This window comes from Kribbella sandramycini (genome assembly GCF_013131805.1).
Taxonomy (GTDB): domain Bacteria; phylum Actinomycetota; class Actinomycetes; order Propionibacteriales; family Kribbellaceae; genus Kribbella; species Kribbella sandramycini.
Genome location: NZ_JABJRC010000007.1, coordinates 303740 through 325351, shown reverse-complemented (window position 1 = coordinate 325351; position 21612 = coordinate 303740). Strand labels below are relative to the sequence as shown.

Sequence of the window (21612 nt, the reverse complement as noted above, 5' to 3'; positions counted from 1 at the left end):
GCCCCGACCACCCAATCGGGCCCCTATCGGTTACGGAAGCGGTCGATCGCCTGCTGGTGCCGCGCGCGCAGCTCCGGATCGCGGACGCCGAGCCCCTCGGTCGGCGCCAGCGTCAGCACCCCGACCTTGCCCTGGTGCAGGTTGTGCTGGACGTCGTACGCCGCCTGCGCGGTTTCCTCCAGCCCGTACACCCGGCTCACGGTCGGGTGGACCATTCCCTTCGCGATCAGCCGGTTCGCCTCCCAGGCCTCGCGGTAGTTCGCGAAATGCGAGCCGACGATGCGCTTCAGGTTCATCCACAGGTACCGGTTGTCGTACTCGTGCATATATCCGGACGTCGAAGCGCAGGTCACGATCGTCCCGCCCTTACGGGCCACGAAGACCGAGGCGCCGAAGGTCTCCCGGCCTGGGTGCTCGAAGACGATGTCCGGGTCGTCGCCGCCGGTCAGCTCGCGGATCCGGGCGCCGAGCCGCTTCCACTCCTTCGGGTCCTGGGTCGACTCGTCCTTCCAGAACTTGTACCCCTCGGCGGACCGGTCGATGATCAGCTCCGCGCCCATCGCGCGGCAGATCTCGGCCTTCTCCGGCGACGACACCACACAGACCGGGATCGCGCCGCCGTTCAGCGCGAACTGCGTCGCGTACGACCCCAGCCCGCCGGACGCGCCCCAGATCAGCACGACATCGCCCTGCTTCATGTTCGCGCCGTTCGGCGAGACCAGCTGCCGGTACGCCGTACTGTTCACCAGCCCCGGCGACGCGGCCTCCTCCCAGGTCAGGTGGGCCGGCTTCGGCATCAGCTGGTTCGACTTCACCAGCGCGATCTCGGCCAGGCCGCCGAAGTTCGTCTCGAAACCCCAGATCCGCTGCTCGGAGTCCATCATCGTGTCGTTGTGCCCGTCGGGAGACTCCAGTTCGACCGACAGGCAGTGCGCGACGACCTCGTCGCCGGGCTTCCAGGCGTTCACGCCCGGGCCGGTCCGCAGGACGACGCCGGCCAGGTCGGATCCGACCACGTGGTACGGCAGATCGTGCCGGGCGGTCAGCGGCGACAGCTTCCCGTAACGCTTCAGGAACGCGAACGTCGAGACCGGCTCGAAGATCGACGTCCAGACAGTGTTGTAGTTGATCGCGCTCGCCATCACCGCGACCAGGGCCTCGCCCGGGCCGAGCTCCGGCGTCGCGACGTCGTCCAGGTGCAGGCTCTTGCGCGGGTCCTTCTCCTTGGTGTCCAGCCCCTCGAACATGCCGGCCTCGTCGGCGTGCACCGTGATCCCGCGATAGTGGTCGGGGACGTCGAGCCCGCCCACCGCCGCGGTGTCGCCGGCCAGGATCGCGTCGAGGATCTGCTTCACGGTCGTACCTCCTGCAAGGAGCGGGACTGGTGAGCGGACGTTACCGTCGAGTATGCGCCGTGGGCTGTGCCTTGTGACACAGTTCGGGACCGGTGAGACCACCGTCACTTTTCCAGTCCACCGTTGTCAGTGGTCCTATCAGCGCAGGCGGGTGTGCAGCCGTACCTGGGTGAAGTCGTCACCCGATCGGAGCTGGGCCAGGTCGCAGAGCTGGTTGGCCAGCCAGACGCCGCGGCCGCCGAGGCCGTCCAGCGGCGGGAGCACCCGGCCGACCAGCAGATCGTCGATCCGGCCGCGGTCGGCGACGTCGCAGACCAGCGCGCCGTCCTCGATCCAGACGGCCAGCCGGCCGCGGCCACCGCCGAACCGGATGCTGTTCGTGCAGATCTCGTGCAGGGCCAGGCCGAGGTCGTCGAGCCGATCGCGGACGACGCCGTGCGAGGTCGCCCGCGCGTTCACCCATTGCCGGACGTCGCCGAGGTCGGCCAGCCCGAACTCCCAGCGCTCCGCGCGATCCGGGACGTCGCTCAGCGGCGTCCGGAACGTCTTCTCCACGTCGGCGGCCGAGTGGTAGCCGGTCGGGTCGAAACCGGTCTCGGCGGCGTACGGGCAGCAGAGCCGGAAGTCGTCGCCGGCGCCGAAGGCGAGGCCGAGCAGACCCTCGTGCAACAAGGCCTCGTCGTACTCCGCCGCCCGGCGACCGGCGTACATCGCCGAGCCCAGACCGCGGACCGGCCGACCGCCGGCCTGGGTCAGAACCTCGCGCCAGAAGGGAATCAGCCGGGCCGGGTTGCGGCCGGTGATCGCCATATCGATAAAACGCGCGGATCCGGACGGCAGGGCCTCGCGCAGCAGGGCAAGCTGGTCCGGCGGCAACGCCGCCACGACCACTGCCCCCGCCGCCAGGCCGTCCTGGACGAAAGGCGCCGACCGCCGCACGAACTCCTCGTCACCGGAATAGACGAAGGCGTCGTGCTGGAAACTCGCCGGCGCACCGTCCAGGGCCTCGGTGGCGCTGTCCTTCAGCACCAGAACAGACTAGTCGCCGAAACCCAACTGTGGCGGGGTTTCTGCGCGCCGTCACCGCCTGTTGGACAGCCGTAACAATCCGGCTCCGTCAGGCCGGTTCGACGAGCTCGACAAGGACGCCGCCGGCCGACTTCGGGTGCACGAAGTTGACCCGCGAACCGGCGGTGCCGCGGCGCGGTTCGGCGTACAGGAGTTCGGCGCCGCGCTCGCGCAGGATCGCCGAGACCGCGTCGATGTCGCGGACCCGGTACGCGAGCTGCTGAATGCCGGGCCCACGCTTGGCCAGGAACTTCGCGATCGGCGACGCGTCCGACAGCGGAGCGAGCAGCTGGATCGACGAGCCCGACGAGCCGACCGACAGCATCGCCTCCCGCACGCCCTGCTCCTCGTTGATCTCCTCGTGCGCGACCTGCATGCCGAAGACCTCGACGTACTGCCGCACGGCCGCGTCGAAGTCCGGTACGGCGATGCCGACGTGGTCGATCGCCTCGAAAAGCTCGGTGTCCATGCGCCGAGCCTAGGCCGACGGATGCGCAAGACGTCGTTCGTGTGACCCGTTCGACAGGCGCGTACCAGTGTGGTCGCAGGTATCGTGACAGCATGTCTGACACGCAGAACCGAAGCGTCATCGTCGCCGGTGCGCGGACCCCGATCGGGCGGTTGCTCGGTGGCCTCAAGGGCTTCACCGGAGCCGAGCTCGGCGGGTTCGCGATCAAGGGCGCGCTGGACAAGGCCGGCGTCGCGCCGGATCAGGTCGAGTACGTGATCATGGGCCAGGTCCTGCAGGCCGGCGGCGGTCAGATCACCGCCCGCCAGGCCGCGGTCAAGGGCGGGATCCCGATGAACGTGCCGGCCATCACGATCAACAAGGTCTGCCTGTCCGGGCTGAACGCGATCGCCCTGGCCGACCAGCTGATCCGCGCCGGCGAGTACGACGTCGTCGTCGCCGGCGGCATGGAGTCGATGACGAACGCCCCGCACCTGTTGCCGAAATCGCGGGAGGGCTTCAAGTACGGCGACACCGCGCTGGTCGACTCGATGTCGTTCGACGGCCTGTGGGACGCGTTCACCGACCAGCCGATGGGCGCGCTCACCGAGCAGGCCAACGGCGCGCTGACCCGCGAGGAGCAGGACGCGTTCAGCGCCCGCTCGCACCAGCAGGCCGCGGCCGCGTGGAAGAACGGCGTCTTCGCCGACGAGGTCGTCCCGGTCGAGGTCCCGCAGCGCAAGGGCGACCCGATCGTCATCGACAGCGACGAAGGCGTCCGCGGCGACACGACCGTCGAGACGCTGGCCAAGCTGCGCCCGGCGTTCGGCAAGGAAGGCACGATCACCGCGGGCTCTGCCTCGCAGATCTCCGACGGCGGGTGCGCCGTCGTCGTGATGAGCAAGGCGAAAGCCGAGGAGCTCGGGCTGTCCTGGATCGCCGAGATCGGCGCGCACGGCGCGGTCTCCGGCCCGGATTCGACGCTGCAGAGCCAGCCGGCGAATGCGATCGCCAAGGCCTGCGCCAAGGAAGGCATCGAGCCGGCCGCGCTCGACCTGATCGAGATCAACGAGGCCTTCGCCTCGGTCGGCATCGCCTCCACCCGCGAGCTGGGCGTCGACGAGGACAAGGTGAACGTGAACGGCGGCGCGATCGCGCTCGGCCACCCGATCGGGATGTCCGGCGCGCGTCTCGTGCTGCATCTGGCGCTCGAGCTCGGCCGGCGCGGCGGCGGTGTCGGCGCGGCCGCGCTCTGCGGTGGCGGCGGCCAGGGCGATGCGCTGATCGTTCGCGTCGCGCAGAGCTGATAGACAGGCCTGATGCCACGCCGCACCCCGCCGGTCAGTGAACTGGTCGAACGCGCCCGGGAGGGGGACTCCCGGGCCGTCGCCCGGCTGATCTCCCTGGTCGAGGACGAGTCGCCACTGTTGCGCGAGGTGATGGCGGCGCTGTCGCCGTACGCCGGTCAGGCGCACATCGTCGGGATCACGGGCTCGCCCGGGGTCGGCAAGTCCACCTCGACATCCGCGCTGGTCTCGGCGTACCGGAAGACCGGCAAGCGGGTCGGCGTCCTCGCGGTCGACCCGTCGTCGCCGTTCTCCGGCGGCGCGCTGCTGGGCGACCGGGTGCGGATGCAGGACCATGCGATGGACGCCGGCGTCTACATCCGCTCGATGGCCTCCCGGGGCCACCTGGGCGGGCTGTCCTGGTCGACGCCGCAGGCGTTGCGCGTACTGGACGCCGCCGGCTTCGACGTGGTCTTCGTGGAGACGGTCGGCGTCGGGCAGTCCGAGGTCGAGATCGCCGGGATGGCCGACACCACGATCGTGCTGCTCGCGCCCGGGATGGGCGACGGCATCCAGGCCGCGAAAGCGGGCATCCTGGAGGTCGGCGACCTGTACGTCGTGAACAAGGCCGACCGGGACGGCGTCCAGAACGTCACCCGCGACCTGCGGCACATGCTGGCGCTGGCCGAGCGGGCCGAGGGCGCCTGGGTGCCGCCGATCCTGAAGACGGTGGCCTCGCGCGGCGAGGGCGTCGACGAGGTCGTCACCGCGATCGAGGAGCGGCTGACCTGGATGCGCGGCAACGGCGTCCTGGCCGAGCGGCGCCGTTCCCGGGCGCGGGACGAGATCGAGGCGATCGCGATGACCGCGTTGCGGACCAGGTTCGCGCACCTGCACGGCGACGCGCGGCTCGACGTCCTGGCGGCCAAGGTCGCCGACGGCGGGACCGACCCGTACAGCGCGGCGGACGAACTGATCGCGGCGTTGTGATTTGCGTCTCGCGATGTGACATTTCGTCACGCACTGTCACATCGTTGCGATAGGGTCCTCTGCGGTGCGGTGGCCGTCGCGAAACGGCGCGCCGGGGGCTGAACTGGCCCCGAATCCGTTACACAATGGACCTTGTAGCTGGTGAGCATTGTGCGGTGGGCTGTGTTCAGTCAGTGACAATTGGTGACGGTCCGTGATACAAATCCAAACACAGTCGACCCAGTGGTTGCGAACGAGGAGTGGTGACATGCCGAAGAAGCTGTTGATCTGGTCGGTCATCGCCTTTGCCGGCTTCTATCTGTTCACACAGCCGACGAATGCCGCGGACGCGGTGGGCGGTGCGTTCTCCGCCGTCGGTGACATCTTCGGGAGTGTGATCACCTTCCTGACGGCGCTGTTCAACTGATCTGCGGTTCGAGTGTCCCGTAACGACCATTCGTGCGGGACACTTGGCTGTACGGGGTCACAAACAGTGCGCGTGACAGGGGAGTGAACCGATGGCCGGTTTCGGTCTGTTCCGGGTCTTGGACCCGAAGGTCCGGCGGCACCTGATCTCGGACGAGGGCGAAGTCGTCATCGACGAGGTCCGGCAGCACTGGGTGGTGTTCACCCTGCCGATGCTCGAGGTCGTGCTGGCCACGGCCCTGCTGGTCACCTTGGCGACCACGGCGTTCCCCGGGCAGCAGGTGCTGCTGGCGATCGTGCTGGTGCTGCTCCTGCACGCCTTCTGGAATTTCCTCACCCACCATCGCGACCGCTTCGTGGTCACGAACATGCGGGTGATGCGGATCCGCGGCGTCTTCTCCCAGACCGTCGCGACCACCCCGATCGCCCGGGTCCTGGACATCACCCTGCAGAAGCCGATCATCGGCCGGATGCTCGGCTACGGCCACTTCATCTTCGAGTCGGCCGCGCAGGACCAGGGCTTCCGCGAGATCAAGTGGGTCAGCCGCCCCGACGACCGCGACCTCACCATCCAGCGCGTCATCCAGCGCACCGGCCTCCGGGCCTCCGCCAGCGTCGACGTCGTCCAGTCCGACGACGACTCCGACGACGACGGCACCGGCCCCATCGGCATGGACTCCGCCCAGGAGGTCGCCACCACCGTCACCCCGGCCCCCGCCGCCCGCCAGTCCGCCCGCCCCGCCCCTACCGGCCCCGCCTCCAAGTCCATCTTCAACAGCGAACGCGGCAACTGGACCGACGAAGACTGACCCCCTGCAAGTCAGGTGGTTCGTTGGGCTTTGAATTCGGCTAGGCGGCGGGCGCGGTGGCGGCGTTCGGCTGTTGTGGCGGGCTCGGCCAGGGCGGCGGTTAGCTCTTGGATGGCTTCGTCGTGGCGGTTGAGACGGGCCAGGAGTTCGGCGCGGATGGTTCGGGTGCGGGCGTCGGGGGTTTGGGGGAGTAGGGCTAGGGCGGCCGCAGGGTCTTGGGCTTCGGCGGTGGCTACAGCGTGGGCGAGGGTGGCTGCGGGGGTGGGGGCGACGGTCAGGAGGAGGGTGTAGAGGCGGAGGATTTCTGGCCAGTCGGTGGTGGTGTAGGTGGGGGAGCGGGCGTGTTCGGCGGCGATGGCGGCTTGGAGTTGGTAGGGGTCGGCTTGGCGGTTGGAGCGGGTGAGGGAGTCGTTCAGGAGGGTGATGCCGCGGGTGATGGCGGCGGCGTCCCAGCGGGAGCGGTCCTGGTGGTCGAGGGTGACCAGGTCGCCGGCGGCGTCCAGGCGAGCGGGACGGCGCGCCTCGGTCAGGAGTAGCAGGGAGAGGACGGCGGCCGGCATGGGCTGGGTGGGGAGCAGGGCGTGCAGCAGCTCGGCCAGGCGGATGGCCTCGGTGCAGAGATCCAGGTCGTACGCCGACTCCCCGTCGGCCGGGGCGTGCCCGGCCGTGTAGAGCGTGTGGACGACGGCGCAGACCGCGGGCAGCCGGTCGGCCAGCTCGGCCTCGGCGGGGACGCGGTAGGGGATCCGAGCGGCCGCGATCTTGGCCCGGGCCCGCGTCAGCCGCTTGGCCGTGGCGGCCTCGGAGGTGAGCATGACTGCCCCGATCGAGGCAGGCGACAATCCGCAGAGCGTCCGGAGCGCGAGGGCGACGCGAGTCGCCGGGGCGAGTGTCGGATGGCAGCAGGTGAAGATCAGCCGGAGCAGGTCGTCCTGAACGACATGGTCAGGCTCGACCACCGCGCTGCCCAAGTTGAGCAGCTCGCTGCCCTGCCGCTCCTTGTCGACCCGCGCCCGCTCGCGCCGCAGGATGTCGATCGCCTTCCGCCGCGCGGTGACGGTCAGCCAAGCCCGCGGCTCGGCCGGTACGCCGCTCTCCGGCCAGGCCCGCAACGCCGCCAGGGACGCCTCCTGGACGGCGTCCTCCGCGATCTGCACGTCGCCGACCGTCCGGATCAAGGTCGCGAGAATCCGCGTGCCCTCGATCCGGATCGTTTCGGCGACCGCGTCGAAGTGCATTACTTCGCGACGATGACCGGCCGGACCTCGACGGCGCCGTTCCAGGCGGCCGGGATCTGCGCGGCGATCGCCACCGCCGCCTCCAGATCGTCCGCCTCGATCAGGTAATACCCGGTCAGGGCCTCCTTGGTCTCGGCGTACGGGCCGTCGGTGGTGACGACCTGGCCGCCGCGCGCGCCCTCGACCCGGACGACAGTCGCGGTCGGCGTCGGATGCAGGACGGCACTGGCCGTGACCTGCCCGGCGAACTCGACGCCGAACCGCCGGTACTCCGCCAACTCGTCAGCGTGCTCCGGGGCCCACCAGTCCACATCGGGGGTGTAGGTGAGTGCCAGGTACTGCGCCATGGCGCGACTCCTCTCGTCAGGACCACCGTGGTCCCTCGGGTAAGGAACGAACGGCCGGCCGCGATCAGGACATCTACTGCGTACTCTCCGCCAGCCGGCCGCGGAACCCCCGGAGCACCTCGGCGTCACCGGCGAACTGGACGGCGTCGTCACCCAGCCGGCCCCACAACCAGAGATACACCGCACTCGGCTCGCCGAAGACCTCGGCCGCCGCATCGCCCTCAGCGCCCTGACCTACCGCCACACTCGTCGCATCGAGCCGGACCGTCCACCACCGGCCGCCCGCGGTGATCCGGACGGTGGCGTCGACCGGATACCCGGTGTCGCCCTCCTCCCACCACGGACCGGCCAGGTTGGGGTAGAGCAGCTCGTCGATCCCGTCGAGCGCGAGCTCGGTGTCGAGCGGCGTCAGCACGTCATGCGCCAGCTCGGCGTCGACCCGATGCACGACCGTCTCCATCGCCATCCGCCGGAACCAGAACCCGGACGTCCGGTCGGCCGGGCTGAACGTCCAGACCGGCCGATCCGGGCCGGCCGCAGTCAGCGCCTCGACGATCGCGGTGACCGCCTCGGCGTACAACTCGGCCGCATCGCGCGCCTCGAGCTCGGCCGGCGGCCACGGGTCGGGCAGCTCACCTCGCCGCAGGATCTCGACCTTGTGCAGATACACCTGAGCGACATGCCGGACGACGGTCTCGACCGTCCAGCCGGGGCAACTCGGCACCGCCGCTGCTCCGCCGAGCCGGGCCACCTCCGCCAGCCGCGCCGCCTCGATCTCGACCTGTCCCAGGTAGTACTCGAGCGCCAATCCCATGCCCTGCACCCTCCCACACGCCATCGACAGTTACTCTTCGGTTCATGGCGAGGAGACGAGCGTTGCCGTTCGATCCGATCGACGAGGCGTCGCGGCAGTGGGGACGGCGGTGGGGCGCGGTCGAGCAGATGCGGGCGGTCACGTCGCTGATGCGGGCCCAGCAGATCGTGATCGGCGAGCTCGACGACATCCTGCGCAACCACGAGCTCACCTTCGCCCGGTTCGAGGCCCTGGTGCTGCTCACGTTCTCCCGCCGCGGCTCGCTGCCGCTCGGCAAGATGGGCGAGCGCCTCCAGGTGCACCCGACATCGGTCACCTCGATCGTGCGCCGGCTGGAGGCCGCCGGCCTGGTCCTGCGTACCCCGCACCCGGACGACGGCCGTGCCGTCCTCTGCGAGATCACCGCCGAGGGCCGGGCCGTGGTCGAGCGGGCGACCGCCGATCTGGTCGCCGCCGACTTCGCGCTCAGCGGCCTCAGCGACGACCAGTTGAAGATGTTGTGGTCCGTGCTGGAGCCGTTACGACAGAATGCGGGCGACTTCACCTGATCCGAACTTTCACGGGGAGCTTGATATGAAACGTGCGCTCGGTGCTGCCCTGAGCTGTCTGCTCGTCCTGTCGAGCTGTGCCCCGAACCAGCCGGCCGACGAGCCGCGCAAGGCGATCTCGTACGCCGTCGAGGAGCCGATCACCCTGCACCCGGGCCGGCAGACGATCGCGTTCGCCCAGGACATGGTGCTGTTCTCCGGGCTCACCTTCGCAGGCAAGGACGGCGCCATCACCTTCCGCAACGCGGAGTCGGTGACGTCGACCGACGCGGTGCGCTGGACGATCAAGCTGCGGCCGCGCTGGACGTTCCACAACGGCGAGCCGGTCACCGCCAAGAGCTACGTGAAGGCCTGGAGTGCCGTTGCCTACGGCCCCAACGCCTGGGAGAACAGCGGGCAGCTGGCCAATATCGCCGGGTACGACGCGCTCAACCCGGCCAACGGCAAGCCGGCGGCCACCGAGCTGTCCGGCCTGAAGATCGTCGACGACCTCACCTTCACCGTCACGCTGAAGAGCCCCGACGGCCAGTTCCCGGCGCAGCTGTCCCAGGCGCAGACCGGTTTCTACCCGCTCCCGGAGGCCGCGTACGCCGATCCGGCCGCGTTCGCGAAGAACCCGATCGGCAACGGCCCGTTCCGGATGACGCAGCCGTATCGCGAGACCGAGCCGATGACGGTGGATCGGTACGACGGGTACCAGGGCCCGCAGCCGTCCGTCGACGAGATCACCTTCAAGCCCTACACCGATATGAACACGGCCTACACCGACGTCCAGGCCGGCGCCACCGACATCCTGTACGTGCCGAACTCCCGGATGGGCCAGGTCAAGAAGGACTTCGGCGATCGGGCGCATGTCTTCCAGGGCCTGGCGATCAGCTACCTCGGCCTCCCGCTGTGGGACAAGCGCTACCAGGACATCCGGGTCCGCCAGGCGATCTCCCTGGCCATCGATCGGGAGGCCGTCAGCAAGGCGATCTTCGACGGCATCTGGGAGCCGGCCACCGCGCTGACGCCGCCGGCTCAGCCCGGGACGCCGAGGGGCCTCTGCGGCGACCTCTGCACGTTCGACCCGGTCCGGGCCCGCAAGCTGCTCGCCGAGGCCGGCGGGTTCAGCGGCACGATGGAGATCCGCTTCCCGGGCGGGTTCGGTCGCGACGATCTCTTCAACGCCTACGCCAACCAGCTCCGGCAGAACCTCGGGATCAAGGACGTCACCGCGAAGCCGACCGCCGACTTCCCGGAGTTCTTCGAGCTGCGCACCGGAGCCAAGCTGAGCGGCCCGTACTTCGCCCGCTGGGGCGCGCTCTACGCGAGCCAGCAGAACACCCTGCGCGCGATCTACACCAGGACCGGCGGCTGCTCGAACTGCGTTCCCGACCACGACCCCGCGATCGCGCAGCTGATCGCCAAGGCCGACGCCCAGGTCGATCCGCAACGCGCGATCGCCGGGTACGTCGACGTCCAGAAGGCGATCCTGAAGCGGTTCCCGGCGCCGCCGATGTTCTTCGAGAAGAACGTCTTCGCGACCTCGGAGCGGATCGCGAGCCTGGACGAGGGGGCCGGGCTGACACTCGAGAACACCACGCTCGTCCGCTGATGCTGCGGTTCACGCTGCGGCGGCTGGCCGAGCTGGCGCTGGTGTTCCTCGGGGTGACCTTCGCGATCTACGCGGCGGTCTTCGCGCTCCCGGGCGACCCGATCGCCAGTCTCGGCGGCGACCGGCCGTTGGCGCCGGACGTCGCCGAGCGGATCCGGGCGGTGTACCACCTCAACGATCCGCTGTGGTCGCAGTACTTGCGCTATCTCGGCCGGCTGCTGACCGGCGATCTCGGCACCGACTTCCACGGCCGCTCGGTGGCCGAGCGGCTCGCGACCCGCTGGCCGGTGACGATCCGGCTGGCGCTGACGGCCTGGGTGATCCAGGTGGTGGTCGGCGTCGGGCTCGGCCTGCTCGCCGGGCTGCGGAAGAACACCTGGATCGACCGGAGCGTGCTGGTGCTGACGATCCTGATCGCGTCCGTCCCCGTTTTCGTGCTGGCCGCGACCGCGCAACTGGTGTTCGGGGTGCGGCTGGCGCTGCTCCCGATCGCGGGGATCAGCGACGGCTGGCCGCTGTCGTACTTGCTGCCCGCAACGACTCTCGCGGTCTACGGGCTGGCCGCGGTGGCCCGGCTGACCCGGGGGAGCGTGGCCGAGACGATGGGCTCGGACCACGTCCGCGCGCTCTGGGCCCGCGGTTTGAGCCGGCGGCGGGTGATCGGCATCCACGTCCTGCGGAACTCGTCGATCCCGGTGCTGACCTTCCTCGCGGTCGACCTCGGCTTCCTGCTCGGCGGCGCGGTCGTCACCGAAGGGATCTTCAACCTGCCGGGAGTCGGGCAGTTGTTGTTCCAGTCGATCCGCAGCCACGAAGGGCCGACGGTGGTGGGGATCGCGACCGCGCTGATCATCGTGTTCCTGCTCAGCAGCGCGCTCGTCGACCTGCTCAACTCGTTGCTCGACCCCCGGATCCGCCATGACTGAGCGCGGCGTCTGGCCGACGGTCCGGCGGCGGGCGCTGTTCTGGCTGCCGGTCGCGGTGCTGGCGGTGCTCGTGCTGCTCGCGGCGTTCCCCGGGCTGTTCAGCAGTGTCGATCCACGGGCCTGCGACCTGTCCGCGAGCGCGCGACCGCCGTCGTCCGGGCATCCGTTCGGCCAGGATCTGCAGGGCTGCGACGTCTACGCGAACGTCGTGTACGGCGCCCGGGCGTCGCTCTCGATCGGGCTGCTCAGCACGCTGATCGCACTCGGCATCGCCGTCGTGGTCGGGACGCTGGCCGGCTACGCGGGCGGCTGGGTGGATTCGGTGCTCGGCCGGCTGACCGACGTCTTCCTCGCGTTCCCGTTCCTGCTCGGGGCGATCGTCGTCCTGAACAGCCTCGGCCGGCAAAGCGTGCTCGCGGTCGCACTGGTCCTCGCGGTGTTCTCCTGGCCGGTGCTGGCCAGGATGGTCCGGACGATGGTCCGCGCGAGCCGGGACGCGGAGTACGTGCAGGCCGCGCGGGCGATGGGGTTCCCGATTCGCCGCATCCTTGCTCACCATGTGTTACCGAATGCCATCGGTCCGGTACTGGCGCTGGCCACCCTCACCGTGGGCGGCGTGATTGTTGCCGAGTCCACCCTGACCTTCCTCGGTCTCGGTCTGCGGACGCCGTCCGTCTCGTGGGGACTGCAACTCGCCACGGCCCAGTCGCGTTTTCAGCAGGCACCGCACACGCTGGTCTATCCGGGAGTCTTCCTCGCGATTACCGTCCTGAGTCTGATCACTCTCGGCGACGTCCTCCGGGACGCGGTGAACCCGAAAGAACGCTCCTGAATGACCACCGACGACAGAACGGACACCGCCTTGTTCGACCTCAGCACCGCCCAGGAAGCCGCCCCGGCAGTGGAGAGCTGGCTCGATTTCCAGCAGCGTTACGCGCGGACGCCCGGTGTGCAGGCCGCAATCCGGGTCGGTGACGAGCTCGTCCTGTCCACCGCCCTCGGCTTCAGCGACGAGCCGGCCGGCATCCCGCTCCGGACCGACCACCTCTTCCGCGTCGCCTCACACAGCAAGATGTTCACCGGGACCGCCGTCCTGCAGCTCGTCGAACAGGGCAAGCTCCGGCTCGACGACCCGGTCCAGACCTACGTGCCCGAGCTGGCCGGCAGCGCGCTGGCGGCGGCCACCGTCCGCGAGTTGCTCGGCCACCAGGCCGGCGTCATCCGCGACGGGATCGACAAGGACTACTGGCAGCTGATGGATCCGTTCCTCGGCCGCGAGGAGCTGATCGGGCTCTGCCGGTCGCACGGCCGCGTCTTCGAGCCGAACGAGCACTTCAAGTACTCCAACGTCGGCTATTCGTTGCTCGGTCTCGTCATCGAGGCGGCCGGCGGCTCGTCGTACGGCGATTACCTGGCGGTCAACATCGTCGACCGGCTCGGCCTGCGCAACACCGGCGCCGAGTGGGACCCGCGCCGCGCCGACCAGTACGCCGGCGGTCACACCGGCCTGCTCGCCGGCGACGACCGGCGCGAGGTGATCCCGCATGCCGACACCCGGGCGATGGCGCCGGCGACCGGCGTCTACTCGACCGCCGAGGATCTGACCGCCTTCGGCGCGGCCCAGTTCTTCGGGGCCGAGAAGCTGCTCACGGATGCGAGCAAGCGGCTGATGCAGCGCGACGAGAGCCTGGTGATCGCCTTCGGCAACGAGATCGAGCGCTACGGGCTCGGCATGGAGATCGTCAAGATCGGCGAGCGGCGGCTGGTCGGGCACAGCGGCGGGTACCCGGGCCACACCACACGCACCTTCATCGATCCGGTCGACAAGCTGGCGGTCTCGGTGCTGACCAACTGCATCGCCGGCCCGGCGGTCGCGCTCGCGACCGGAGTGATGCGGCTGCTGGAGCTCGCCGCCAAGCCGCCGGTGCGGACCAAGGTGCCGGACGGCGTCGACGTACGGCGGTTCTGCGGCCGCTTCGCGAACCTGACCGCGGTGATGGAGATCGCGCTGCTCGGCGGCCGGCTGGTCGCGCTGTACCCGGCGTACCCGAGCCCGCTGGACGGATACGAGGAGCTCGAGGTGGTGGACGCGAACACGCTGCGCGTGCTGCCCACCTCCGGGTTCGGCTCGGTGGGCGAGCGGGTCGAGTACACGTGGGACGCCGACGGCCGGCCGGCCGTGGTTCGGTACGGCGGGAGCTCGCGCTGGCCGATCGACGTGTTCCGGGCGCGGCGGACCGAGCACATCGAGCAGGCCGTGCTGGGGAGGCCTGAGGTGTGACCGATGTCCTGAGCTTCAGCGACCTGACGGTGGACTTCGCTGTCGGGGGGACGACGGTGCGTGCGGTCGATCGGGTCAGTCTCGGCGTCCGGCCCGGCGAGGTGCTTGCGCTGGTCGGGGAGTCGGGATCCGGGAAGAGCGTGACCGCGTTGGCGGCGGTTGGGCTGCTGCCGGCGAACGCGACCGTGTCCGGCCGGATCGCGTTCGGCGGCGCGGATGTGGTGTCGATGAACCGGCGTGAGCTGACGGCGTTGCGCGGGCGGCGGATCGCGATGGTCTTCCAGGATCCGGTCGGCGCGCTCGACCCGGTGTTCACGATCGGGTCGCAGCTGGTCGAGACGATCCGGGCCTATCGGCCGGGGTTGTCGCGGCCCGCGGCCCGGGCGCGGGCGGTCGAGCTGCTGGAGCTGGTCGAGATCCCCGCGGACCGGTTCCGGTCGTATCCGCATCAGCTGTCCGGTGGTCAGTGTCAGCGGGTGATGATCGCGCTCGCGGTCGCGGGTGATCCGGAGTTGCTGATCGCGGACGAGCCGACCACGGCGCTGGACGTCACCGTGCAGCAGGAGATCCTCGGCGTCCTGCTCGCTGTGCGGGCCGAGATCTCCGGCGCGATCCTGCTCATCACCCACGACCTGGGCGTGGTCGCGGACGTCGCCGATCGGGTCGTCGTGCTGCGGGACGGGGCTGTGGTCGAGACGGCCCCGGTCGCGGAGCTGTTCGAGCGACCGCAGACGGCGTACACGCGGGAGCTGTTGGCGGCGATCCCGCGCGGCGGCGCCCGGGATCAGACCGGGGCCGTGGGCGACGTCGTACCGGTGTTGTCGATCGAGGAGCTGACGGTCGACTACCGGCGGACCGGCCGTGCGGTGGACGGCGTCAGTCTGCGGCTCGACCCGGGGGAGATCACCGGGCTGGTCGGGGAGTCGGGGTCGGGGAAGTCGACGATCGCCAAGGCGGTGCTCGGGCTGGCGCCGATCACCGCGGGCGAGATCCGCGTCGGTGGGGAGTCGCTGACCGGCGCGCGTCCGGCCGCGCTGCGCCGGATCCGCTCGGGGATCGGGGTGGTGTTCCAGAATCCGGCCGGCTCGCTCAATCCGCGGGCCGCGATCGGGCGCTCGATCGGTGAGCCGCTGGCCGTCCACCGCGGCGTCCGGGGCGCTGCGCTGCGGGCCCGGGTCGGCGACCTGCTGGAGAGCGTCGAGTTGCCGCGGTCCTGGGCCGATCGCTATCCGCATGAGCTGTCCGGCGGTCAGCGGCAGCGCGTCTCGATCGCCCGCGCGCTCGCGCTCGATCCCCCGCTGCTGATCGCCGACGAGCCGACGTCCGCCCTGGATGTCTCCGTGCAGGCGACCGTCCTGGAGCTCATCCGCTCCCTCCAGCGCGACCTGCACTTCGCCTGTCTCTTCATCTCCCACGACCTCGTGGTGGTCGACCAGCTCTGCGATCGGGTGGCTGTGCTCAGTCAGGGCCGCGTGGTCGAGCAGGGCGCCCGAGAGGCGGTTCTCCGGGCGCCGCAAGCGCCGTACACGCTCAGGTTGCTGGCCGCGCGCAGTTGGAAATAGTTGGACGTCCTAGTACTTTGAGAGCATGGATGCCGAGCAGATCGCGGCCGGCCGGAGCCGGTGGCAGCAGCGCTACGACGCCGCGCGCAAGCGTGAGGCCGATTTCACGACGCTCTCGGGCACCGAGGTGGAGCCGGTCTACGGCCCGCCGGAGGGCCACGACGACCCCCGGATGGAGCGGATCGGCTGGCCGGGGGAGTTCCCGTTCACCCGCGGGCTGCATGCGACCGGCTTCCGCGGCAAGCCGTGGACGATCCGGCAGTTCGCCGGGTTCGGCAACGCCGAGCAGACCAACGAGCGCTACAAGATGATCCTCAGCGGCGGCGGTGGCGGCCTCTCGGTCGCCTTCGACATGCCGACGCTGATGGGCCGCGACTCCGACGACCCGAAATCCCTCGGCGAGGTCGGCCACTGCGGCGTCGCGATCGACTCGGCCGCCGACATGGATCGGCTGTTCAACGGCATCCCGCTGCAGGACGTCACCACCTCGATGACGATCTCCGGCCCCGCCGTCCCGGCCTTCGTGATGTACCTGGTCGCCGCCGAGCGCCAGGGCGCGGACATCACCAAGCTCAACGGCACGCTGCAGACCGACATCTTCAAGGAGTACATCGCGCAGAAGGAGTGGCTGTTCCCGCCGGAGCCGCATCTGCGCCTGATCGGCGACCTGATGGAGTACTGCGCGGCGAACATCCCGGCGTACAAACCGCTCAGCGTCTCCGGGTACCACATCCGCGAGGCCGGCTCGACGGCCGGCCAGGAGCTGGCCTACACGCTCGCCGACGGCTTCGGGTACGTCGAGCTCGGCCTGTCCCGCGGTCTCGATGTCGACGTGTTCGCGCCCGGCCTGTCGTTCTTCTTCGACAGCCATCTGGACTTCTTCGAGGAGATCGCGAAGTTCCGCGCCAGCCGGCGGATCTGGGCGCGCTGGATGCGCGACGTCTACGGCGCCAAGACCGACAAGGCGCAGTGGCTGCGGTTCCACACCCAGACCGCGGGCGTCTCGCTGACCGCCCAGCAGCCCACGCTGAACGTTGTCCGGACGGCGGTCGAGGCGCTCGCCGCGGTCCTCGGCGGCACGAACTCGCTGCACACCAACGCGCTTGACGAGACGCTCGCGCTGCCGACCGACCAGTCGGCCGAGATCGCGCTGCGCACCCAGTCGGTGCTGATGGAGGAGATCGGCGTCACCAACGTCGCCGACCCACTCGGCGGCTCCTGGTACGTCGAGGCGCTGACCGACAAGATCGAGGCCGAGGCCGAGGAGATCTTCGCCCGGATCAAGGAAATGAGCCCGGACGGCTCGATGACCGGCGGCATCCTGCGCGGGATCGAGGACGGCTGGTTCATGGCCGAGATCGCCGACGCCGCCTTCGAGTACCAGCAGAAACTCGAGAAGGGCGAGAAGAAGATCGTCGGCGTGAACACGCTGACCGACACCGTCGCGGGGGAGCTGGAGATCCTCCGGGTCAGCCACGAGGTCGAGATCGAGCAGTGCCGGGTGCTCGCCGCCCGCAAGTCCGAGCGCGACGAGGACCGGGTACGGCGTACGCTGGCGGCTCTGCTGGAGGCGGCCAGGGGGACCGGCAGCCTGATCGAGCCCATGCTGGAGGCGGCGCGTGCGGAGGCCACGATGGGGGAAATCTGTCACGTTCTTCGGGTTGAATGGGGCGAGTACCGAGAGCCCGCCCGCTTCTGAGACGACCCCGGCCGAACCGGTCACCCCCGCGCAGGTCCAGGCGGCGGCCGGTCCGGCCGACGGGCGCGCGGTGGTCGTCTGCGGCTCCGACCGGACGATGCTGCGCGTCGTCACCGAGCTGGTCGGCTCCGGCGAGCGGGTGATCGCGATCGTCAACCCGGGCTCGCGGCACTTCGACCGGATCAGCGAGCTCGGCGCCCAGGTGATGGGCGTCCGGGTGATCAGCGAGTCGCTGCTGCGGCGGGCCGGGATCGACGCCAAGGACGGGAAGCCGTCGACGGCCCGGGCGCTGGTGCTGCTGGACACCGACGACGTCCACAACGTGCACACCGCGCTGACCGCGCGGGACATGGATCCGGAGCTGCGGATCATCGTTCAGATGGTCAACCCGCGGCTCGGCAAACAGCTCTACAGCCTGCTCGGCGACTGCGTGGTGGTCTCCGGGCCGTCCCTGGCCGCGCCCGCCTTCGTCTCCGACGCGCTCGAGGACGACGAGCTCACCTGGCTCGAGATCGGCGGCCGCCGGCTCGTCGCCGGGCAGGCCGATCTGATCCGCGAGCCGCATCTGACCGTGCTCGCCGACACGACGTCGTCCGCGACGCCGGAGCTGCTGCCGACGGTCAGCCATGACCCGGTCGGCGACATCGTGCTCGGCACCGGTATCCGCAGCCTGTGGCGGACGCGCGACGTCCGCCGGGCCGGGTGGCTGATGGCGCTCGGCGACATCTTCGACCGCCGGGTCCGCCGGATCGCGGCGGTAATGGCTTTCCTGGTCACGATCGGGACGGTGCTGACGCACTACATCGCCCATCTGGACTGGTTGCGCGCGCTCTACCTGGTCGCGGGCGCGGTGACGTCCGCCGGGATCGAGGACGACGTATTTTCCGAGGCCGAGCCGTGGGCCAAGGTCGCGGCGGTCGTCGTCCAGCTGACCGGGATCGTGCTGGTCGCGTTGCTGACCGCCGTGATCGTCGACTCGCTGATCGGCGCGCGGCTGTCGCGGGTGATCGGCGGCGTCCGCGGGCGGCCGCGCAATCATGTGGTCGTCTGCGGGTTGGGGACGGTCGGCGCGCGGGTGCTGGAGATCCTGACCGAGCGCGGGGTCGCGGTGGTCGGCGTCGAGCACGACGAGGACGCGCCCGGCGTCCAGACCGCGCATCGGCTGCGGATCCCGGTGGTGATCGGCGACAGCTCCAACGAGGAGACGCTGCGCTCGGCCGGCGTCCAGCGGGCGCAGTCGGTGCTCGCGCTCACCGACGGCGACATCACCAACCTGGAGTCCGCGATGGTCGTCCGCGACCTCAACCCGGACGCCCGGATCACCATGCGCATGTTCGACCACGACCTCGCCCAGCGCGTCGAGCGCCGCCTCGGCCTCGGCCACAGCCGCTCGGTCTCCATGCTCGTCGCCCCCGCCATCGCCGCGGCCGCCGCCAACCGCCGCAGCCAGGTCACCGTCCCCGCCGGCCGCCGCGTCCTCCTCCTCACCGAAGTCACCGTCGAGCCCGGCTCCGTAGCCGTCGGCCTCCGCCTCGGCGAGCTCAACGAGGACGGCGGCCTCCGCGTCCTCGCCAACCAACGCAACACCGGCCCCTGGGACTGGACCCCACCCCTCTCCGCCACCGTCCACCCCGGCGACCGCCTAGCCGTAGCCGGTACCCGCTCCGGCCTGGCCCGCCTCCTCATGGCCACCCGAGCCCGAACCACCCCCACGCCCCCTGGGTTGTGAGCGTCGTAGAAGATGGTCCTGTAATCGTCAGCATGCGCCGTGTGGCGCGACCGGAAATGCGAGGGCACTGGTGAGCCAGTCGAACTTCTCCCGTCCTGGGGCGATCGATCTGTCGTCCCTGCGCAAGCCTGCCGGGGCGCCGGGCGGAGCGCCCGGAGCCGGTGCGCCGGCTGGTGGCGGTGGTGGCGCCGCGGGGGCTTACGTGCTGAACGTGAGTGAGCCGACGTTCCAGAGCGACGTCATCGAGCGGTCCCTGCAGGTGCCGGTGGTCGTCGAGTTCTGGTCGCCGCGGGCGCAGGGCGCGGCCGCGCTCGGCGAGGTGCTCGCGCGCCTGTCCACCGAGTACGCCGGCAAGTTCGTGCTCGCCCGCGTCGACATCGACGCGAACCCGCAGCTGGCCCAGGCGGTCGGCGTCCAGTCGGTCCCGCTGGTGATCGCCGTCCTGCGCGGTCAGGTCGTGCCGCTGTTCCAGGGCGCGGTCGGCGAGCCCGAGGCCCGGCAGTACCTCGACCAGCTGATGCAGGTCGCGGTCGCCAACGGCATCAGCGGCCGCTCCGAGCCGGTCGCCCCGGCCGCTGACGCGGCGCCCGTCGAGGAGGACGCGCCGAACCCGCGCTACGAGGCGGCGGAGAACGCGGTCGGCGCCGGTGATCTGGACGGCGCGATCGCGGCGTACGAGGAGCTGATCAAGGAGACGCCGAACGACGCCGAGGCGAAGTCCGGCCTGGCCCGCGTCCAGCTCGTGAAGCGCACCCAGGAGGCGCCGGCCGACATCCGCACGCGCGCCGCCGACAACCCGGCCGACATCGAGGCACAGCTGCTCGTCGCCGACGTCGACCTGATGGGCGGCCACGTCGAAGACGCCTTCACCCGCCTGATCAACACCATCCAGACCACCGCCGGCGACGACCGGAACGCCGTCCGCCTCCACCTGCTGGAGCTTTTCGACGTGGTAGGAGCCGACGACGAGCGCGTCGGAAAAGCCCGCCGCCGCCTCATGGCCGCCCTGTTCTGACCCGTCAGGCGGTGCGGCGGGTGAAGTGCAGGATGCCGTCGTCGATCGGGCCGAAGCGGAAGGTGACGAGGTCGCGGGGGTAGTTCTGGCGCAGGCGCCAGGGGCCGTTGGGGCCTTGGCGGGGGAGGATGGCGGCGGCGCGCTGGATGTAGCCCGAGGAGAGGTCGACGACGGGGCGGCGGGGGGCGGCGTACTCGGCGGGTTCGATCTCCGGGAGGCAGATGTCGGTGCCGGTGGCGCGGAGGTGGTTCAGGAGGCGGGCGACGAACTGTGAGCTCAGGTCGGAGCGCAGCGTCCAGGAGTTGTTGGTGTAGCCGACGCACCAGGCCAGGTTGGGGACGCCGCTCAGCATCAGGCCGCGGTAGACGAAGGTCTCGCTGACCGGGGCCGGGCGGCCGTCGACGGTCAGCTCGATCTTGCCCAGGGCAACCATGCGGAGCCCGGTCGCGGTGACGACGACGTCGGCCGGCAGTTCGGCGCCCGATTTCAGCAGCAGGCCGGTGCGGGTGAAGCGCTCGATCTCGTCGGTGACCACCGAGGCCGTGCCGCGGCGCAGGGCGCGGAAGAGGTCGGAGTCGGGGACGAGGCAGAGCCGCTGGTCCCAGGGCTTGTACGTCGGGGTGAAGTGCGGGTCGGCGGGGATCGAGGCGGGCAGCTGGCGCGCGGCCATCCGGTTCAGCAGCCGGGCCGCGGGACCGGGGAACTTGCGGAACGCGTTGTAGGTCAGCGTGCTGAGCGCGATGTTCTTCGTCCGGACGATCCGGTGCGCCAGCTTCTCCGGCAGGGCGCGGCGCAGGCGATCCGCGAACGCGTCGGCCGCCGGCCGGGACGCGATGTAGCTCGGCGTCCGCTGCAGCATCGTCACATGCTCCGCGGTCGCGGCCATCGCCGGTACGAGCGTCACGGCGGTCGCGCCGCTGCCCACGACGACCACGCGCTTGCCGGAGTGGTCCAGGTCAGCCGGCCAGTGCTGCGGGTGAATGACCTTGCCCTCGAAGTCGGCCTGCCCGGGGAAGTCGACGACGTAGCCCTCGTCGTAGTCGTAGTACCCGCTGCAGCAGTACAGGAACGAGCAGGTGTACGCCGAGTCCTCCGTCTCGACCGTCCACTGTGCGGTCTCCGAGGACCAGGACGCGCGCGCCACCCGCTGGCCGAACCGGATGTGCTTGTCGATCCCGTACGTCGCCGCCGTCTCGTTCACGTAGGCCAAGATGTCCGGCCCGTCCGCGATCGCCTTGCCGCCCCAGGCGTGGAAGGGGAAGCCGAGCGTGAACATGTCGGAGTCCGAGCGGATGCCGGGGTAGCGGAACAGGTCCCAGGTGCCGCCGATCGCGGTCCGCGCCTCGAGGATCGCGTACGAGCGGTCCGGGCTCTGGGTCTGGATCCGGTACGCCGCGCCGATCCCGGACAGGCCGGCGCCGACGATCAGGACGTCGAAATGCTCCATGCGATTCCTCCAGGGGCGCGGAGAGGGCTTGTTGAGTAGTTGCTCAAC

At 70.3% G+C, this 21612-nt stretch carries 20 protein-coding genes; 13 read left to right on the top strand and 7 right to left on the bottom strand.

What is annotated here, in order from left to right:
- Positions 1–23 precede the first annotated feature (23 nt).
- The 3 genes from ccrA to mce all read right to left on the bottom strand — a co-directional run bounded on the left by ccrA (position 24) and on the right by mce (position 2892).
- Positions 24–1355: a crotonyl-CoA carboxylase/reductase gene (gene ccrA, locus HPO96_RS27130; protein WP_171677169.1), complete on the bottom strand. Its 1332-nt coding sequence runs from the start codon at positions 1353–1355 to the stop codon at positions 24–26.
- A gap of 138 nt (positions 1356–1493) precedes the next feature.
- Positions 1494–2384, bottom strand: coding sequence for an MEDS domain-containing protein (locus HPO96_RS27125; RefSeq protein WP_171677168.1), 891 nt, complete (start codon positions 2382–2384; stop codon positions 1494–1496).
- A gap of 88 nt (positions 2385–2472) precedes the next feature.
- Positions 2473–2892, bottom strand: coding sequence for a methylmalonyl-CoA epimerase (gene mce / locus HPO96_RS27120; protein WP_171677167.1), 420 nt, complete (start codon positions 2890–2892; stop codon positions 2473–2475).
- A gap of 92 nt (positions 2893–2984) precedes the next feature.
- Here mce and HPO96_RS27115 point away from each other — a divergent pair, with 92 nt between their 5' ends.
- The 4 genes from HPO96_RS27115 (at position 2985) to HPO96_RS27100 (ending at position 6361) form a co-directional block, all read left to right on the top strand.
- Complete coding sequence (locus tag HPO96_RS27115; protein WP_171677166.1) at positions 2985–4178, top strand: acetyl-CoA C-acetyltransferase; 1194 nt, start codon at positions 2985–2987, stop codon at positions 4176–4178.
- A 12-nt stretch (positions 4179–4190) separates the two neighbouring features.
- Entirely contained in the window at positions 4191–5147 is a 957-nt protein-coding gene (meaB, locus tag HPO96_RS27110; RefSeq protein WP_171677165.1) for a methylmalonyl Co-A mutase-associated GTPase MeaB, read from the top strand.
- A gap of 247 nt (positions 5148–5394) precedes the next feature.
- Complete coding sequence (locus tag HPO96_RS27105; protein ID WP_171677164.1) at positions 5395–5553, top strand: hypothetical protein; 159 nt, start codon at positions 5395–5397, stop codon at positions 5551–5553.
- Between the two features lie 91 nt (positions 5554–5644).
- Positions 5645–6361, top strand: coding sequence for a PH domain-containing protein (locus HPO96_RS27100; protein ID WP_171677163.1), 717 nt, complete (start codon positions 5645–5647; stop codon positions 6359–6361).
- 11 nt (positions 6362–6372) lie between these two features.
- Here the strand turns inward: HPO96_RS27100 and HPO96_RS27095 are convergent, their stop codons facing one another.
- From HPO96_RS27095 to HPO96_RS27085, 3 genes are all read right to left on the bottom strand, one after another.
- Positions 6373–7599 carry an RNA polymerase sigma factor gene (locus HPO96_RS27095; protein ID WP_171677162.1) on the bottom strand — a complete coding sequence of 409 codons (1227 nt, stop codon included), beginning with the start codon at positions 7597–7599 and terminating at the stop codon, positions 6373–6375.
- Positions 7599–7946: a YciI family protein gene (locus HPO96_RS27090; protein WP_171677161.1), complete on the bottom strand. Its 348-nt coding sequence runs from the start codon at positions 7944–7946 to the stop codon at positions 7599–7601. The genes HPO96_RS27095 and HPO96_RS27090 overlap by 1 nt, the downstream gene beginning before the upstream one ends.
- Positions 7947–8019: 73 nt before the next feature.
- Positions 8020–8760 carry a maleylpyruvate isomerase family mycothiol-dependent enzyme gene (locus HPO96_RS27085; protein WP_171677160.1) on the bottom strand — a complete coding sequence of 247 codons (741 nt, stop codon included), beginning with the start codon at positions 8758–8760 and terminating at the stop codon, positions 8020–8022.
- A gap of 44 nt (positions 8761–8804) precedes the next feature.
- Here HPO96_RS27085 and HPO96_RS27080 point away from each other — a divergent pair, with 44 nt between their 5' ends.
- The 9 genes from HPO96_RS27080 (at position 8805) to HPO96_RS27040 (ending at position 20117) form a co-directional block, all read left to right on the top strand.
- Entirely contained in the window at positions 8805–9308 is a 504-nt protein-coding gene (locus HPO96_RS27080; protein ID WP_171677159.1) for a MarR family winged helix-turn-helix transcriptional regulator, read from the top strand.
- 25 nt (positions 9309–9333) lie between these two features.
- Positions 9334–10905: a peptide ABC transporter substrate-binding protein gene (locus HPO96_RS27075; RefSeq protein WP_171677158.1), complete on the top strand. Its 1572-nt coding sequence runs from the start codon at positions 9334–9336 to the stop codon at positions 10903–10905.
- Positions 10905–11831, top strand: a complete 927-nt coding sequence (locus HPO96_RS27070) for an ABC transporter permease (protein WP_171677157.1) — start codon at positions 10905–10907, stop codon at positions 11829–11831. Before HPO96_RS27075 ends, HPO96_RS27070 begins: the two co-directional genes overlap by 1 nt.
- Entirely contained in the window at positions 11824–12663 is an 840-nt protein-coding gene (locus HPO96_RS27065) for an ABC transporter permease (protein ID WP_171677156.1), read from the top strand. The genes HPO96_RS27070 and HPO96_RS27065 overlap by 8 nt, the downstream gene beginning before the upstream one ends.
- Entirely contained in the window at positions 12664–14112 is a 1449-nt protein-coding gene (locus HPO96_RS27060; RefSeq protein WP_171677155.1) for a serine hydrolase domain-containing protein, read from the top strand.
- A complete protein-coding gene (locus HPO96_RS27055; RefSeq protein WP_337796828.1) occupies positions 14109–15674 on the top strand; it encodes an ABC transporter ATP-binding protein in 1566 nt (521 codons plus the stop codon). The genes HPO96_RS27060 and HPO96_RS27055 overlap by 4 nt, the downstream gene beginning before the upstream one ends.
- 25 nt (positions 15675–15699) lie before the next feature.
- On the top strand, positions 15700–17373 hold the full coding sequence (locus HPO96_RS27050; RefSeq protein ID WP_171677154.1) for a coenzyme B12-dependent isobutyryl-CoA mutase large subunit: 1674 nt from the start codon (positions 15700–15702) through the stop codon (positions 17371–17373).
- Positions 17336–19102: an NAD-binding protein gene (locus HPO96_RS27045; protein ID WP_202886455.1), complete on the top strand. Its 1767-nt coding sequence runs from the start codon at positions 17336–17338 to the stop codon at positions 19100–19102. Before HPO96_RS27050 ends, HPO96_RS27045 begins: the two co-directional genes overlap by 38 nt.
- A gap of 70 nt (positions 19103–19172) precedes the next feature.
- Positions 19173–20117, top strand: coding sequence for a tetratricopeptide repeat protein (locus HPO96_RS27040; protein WP_171677152.1), 945 nt, complete (start codon positions 19173–19175; stop codon positions 20115–20117).
- 4 nt (positions 20118–20121) lie between these two features.
- Here the strand turns inward: HPO96_RS27040 and HPO96_RS27035 are convergent, their stop codons facing one another.
- Positions 20122–21564 (bottom strand): flavin-containing monooxygenase, encoded by a 1443-nt coding sequence (locus tag HPO96_RS27035; RefSeq protein ID WP_171677151.1) that lies wholly within the window; start codon positions 21562–21564, stop codon positions 20122–20124.
- Between the last annotated feature and the right edge of the window lie 48 nt (positions 21565–21612).

Coding starts and splice junctions, on each gene's coding strand:
- meaB (WP_171677165.1), top strand. CDS start 4,191: ATGCCACGCCGCACCCCGCCGGTCAGTGAACTGGTCGAACGCGCCCGG.
- HPO96_RS27075 (WP_171677158.1), top strand. CDS start 9,334: ATGAAACGTGCGCTCGGTGCTGCCCTGAGCTGTCTGCTCGTCCTGTCG.
- HPO96_RS27115 (WP_171677166.1), top strand. CDS start 2,985: ATGTCTGACACGCAGAACCGAAGCGTCATCGTCGCCGGTGCGCGGACC.
- HPO96_RS27035 (WP_171677151.1), bottom strand. CDS start 21,564: ATGGAGCATTTCGACGTCCTGATCGTCGGCGCCGGCCTGTCCGGGATC.
- HPO96_RS27080 (WP_171677159.1), top strand. CDS start 8,805: ATGGCGAGGAGACGAGCGTTGCCGTTCGATCCGATCGACGAGGCGTCG.
- HPO96_RS27070 (WP_171677157.1), top strand. CDS start 10,905: ATGCTGCGGTTCACGCTGCGGCGGCTGGCCGAGCTGGCGCTGGTGTTC.
- HPO96_RS27100 (WP_171677163.1), top strand. CDS start 5,645: ATGGCCGGTTTCGGTCTGTTCCGGGTCTTGGACCCGAAGGTCCGGCGG.
- HPO96_RS27060 (WP_171677155.1), top strand. CDS start 12,664: ATGACCACCGACGACAGAACGGACACCGCCTTGTTCGACCTCAGCACC.
- HPO96_RS27090 (WP_171677161.1), bottom strand. CDS start 7,946: ATGGCGCAGTACCTGGCACTCACCTACACCCCCGATGTGGACTGGTGG.
- HPO96_RS27105 (WP_171677164.1), top strand. CDS start 5,395: ATGCCGAAGAAGCTGTTGATCTGGTCGGTCATCGCCTTTGCCGGCTTC.
- HPO96_RS27065 (WP_171677156.1), top strand. CDS start 11,824: ATGACTGAGCGCGGCGTCTGGCCGACGGTCCGGCGGCGGGCGCTGTTC.
- HPO96_RS27085 (WP_171677160.1), bottom strand. CDS start 8,760: ATGGGATTGGCGCTCGAGTACTACCTGGGACAGGTCGAGATCGAGGCG.
- mce (WP_171677167.1), bottom strand. CDS start 2,892: ATGGACACCGAGCTTTTCGAGGCGATCGACCACGTCGGCATCGCCGTA.
- HPO96_RS27050 (WP_171677154.1), top strand. CDS start 15,700: ATGGATGCCGAGCAGATCGCGGCCGGCCGGAGCCGGTGGCAGCAGCGC.
- HPO96_RS27095 (WP_171677162.1), bottom strand. CDS start 7,599: ATGCACTTCGACGCGGTCGCCGAAACGATCCGGATCGAGGGCACGCGG.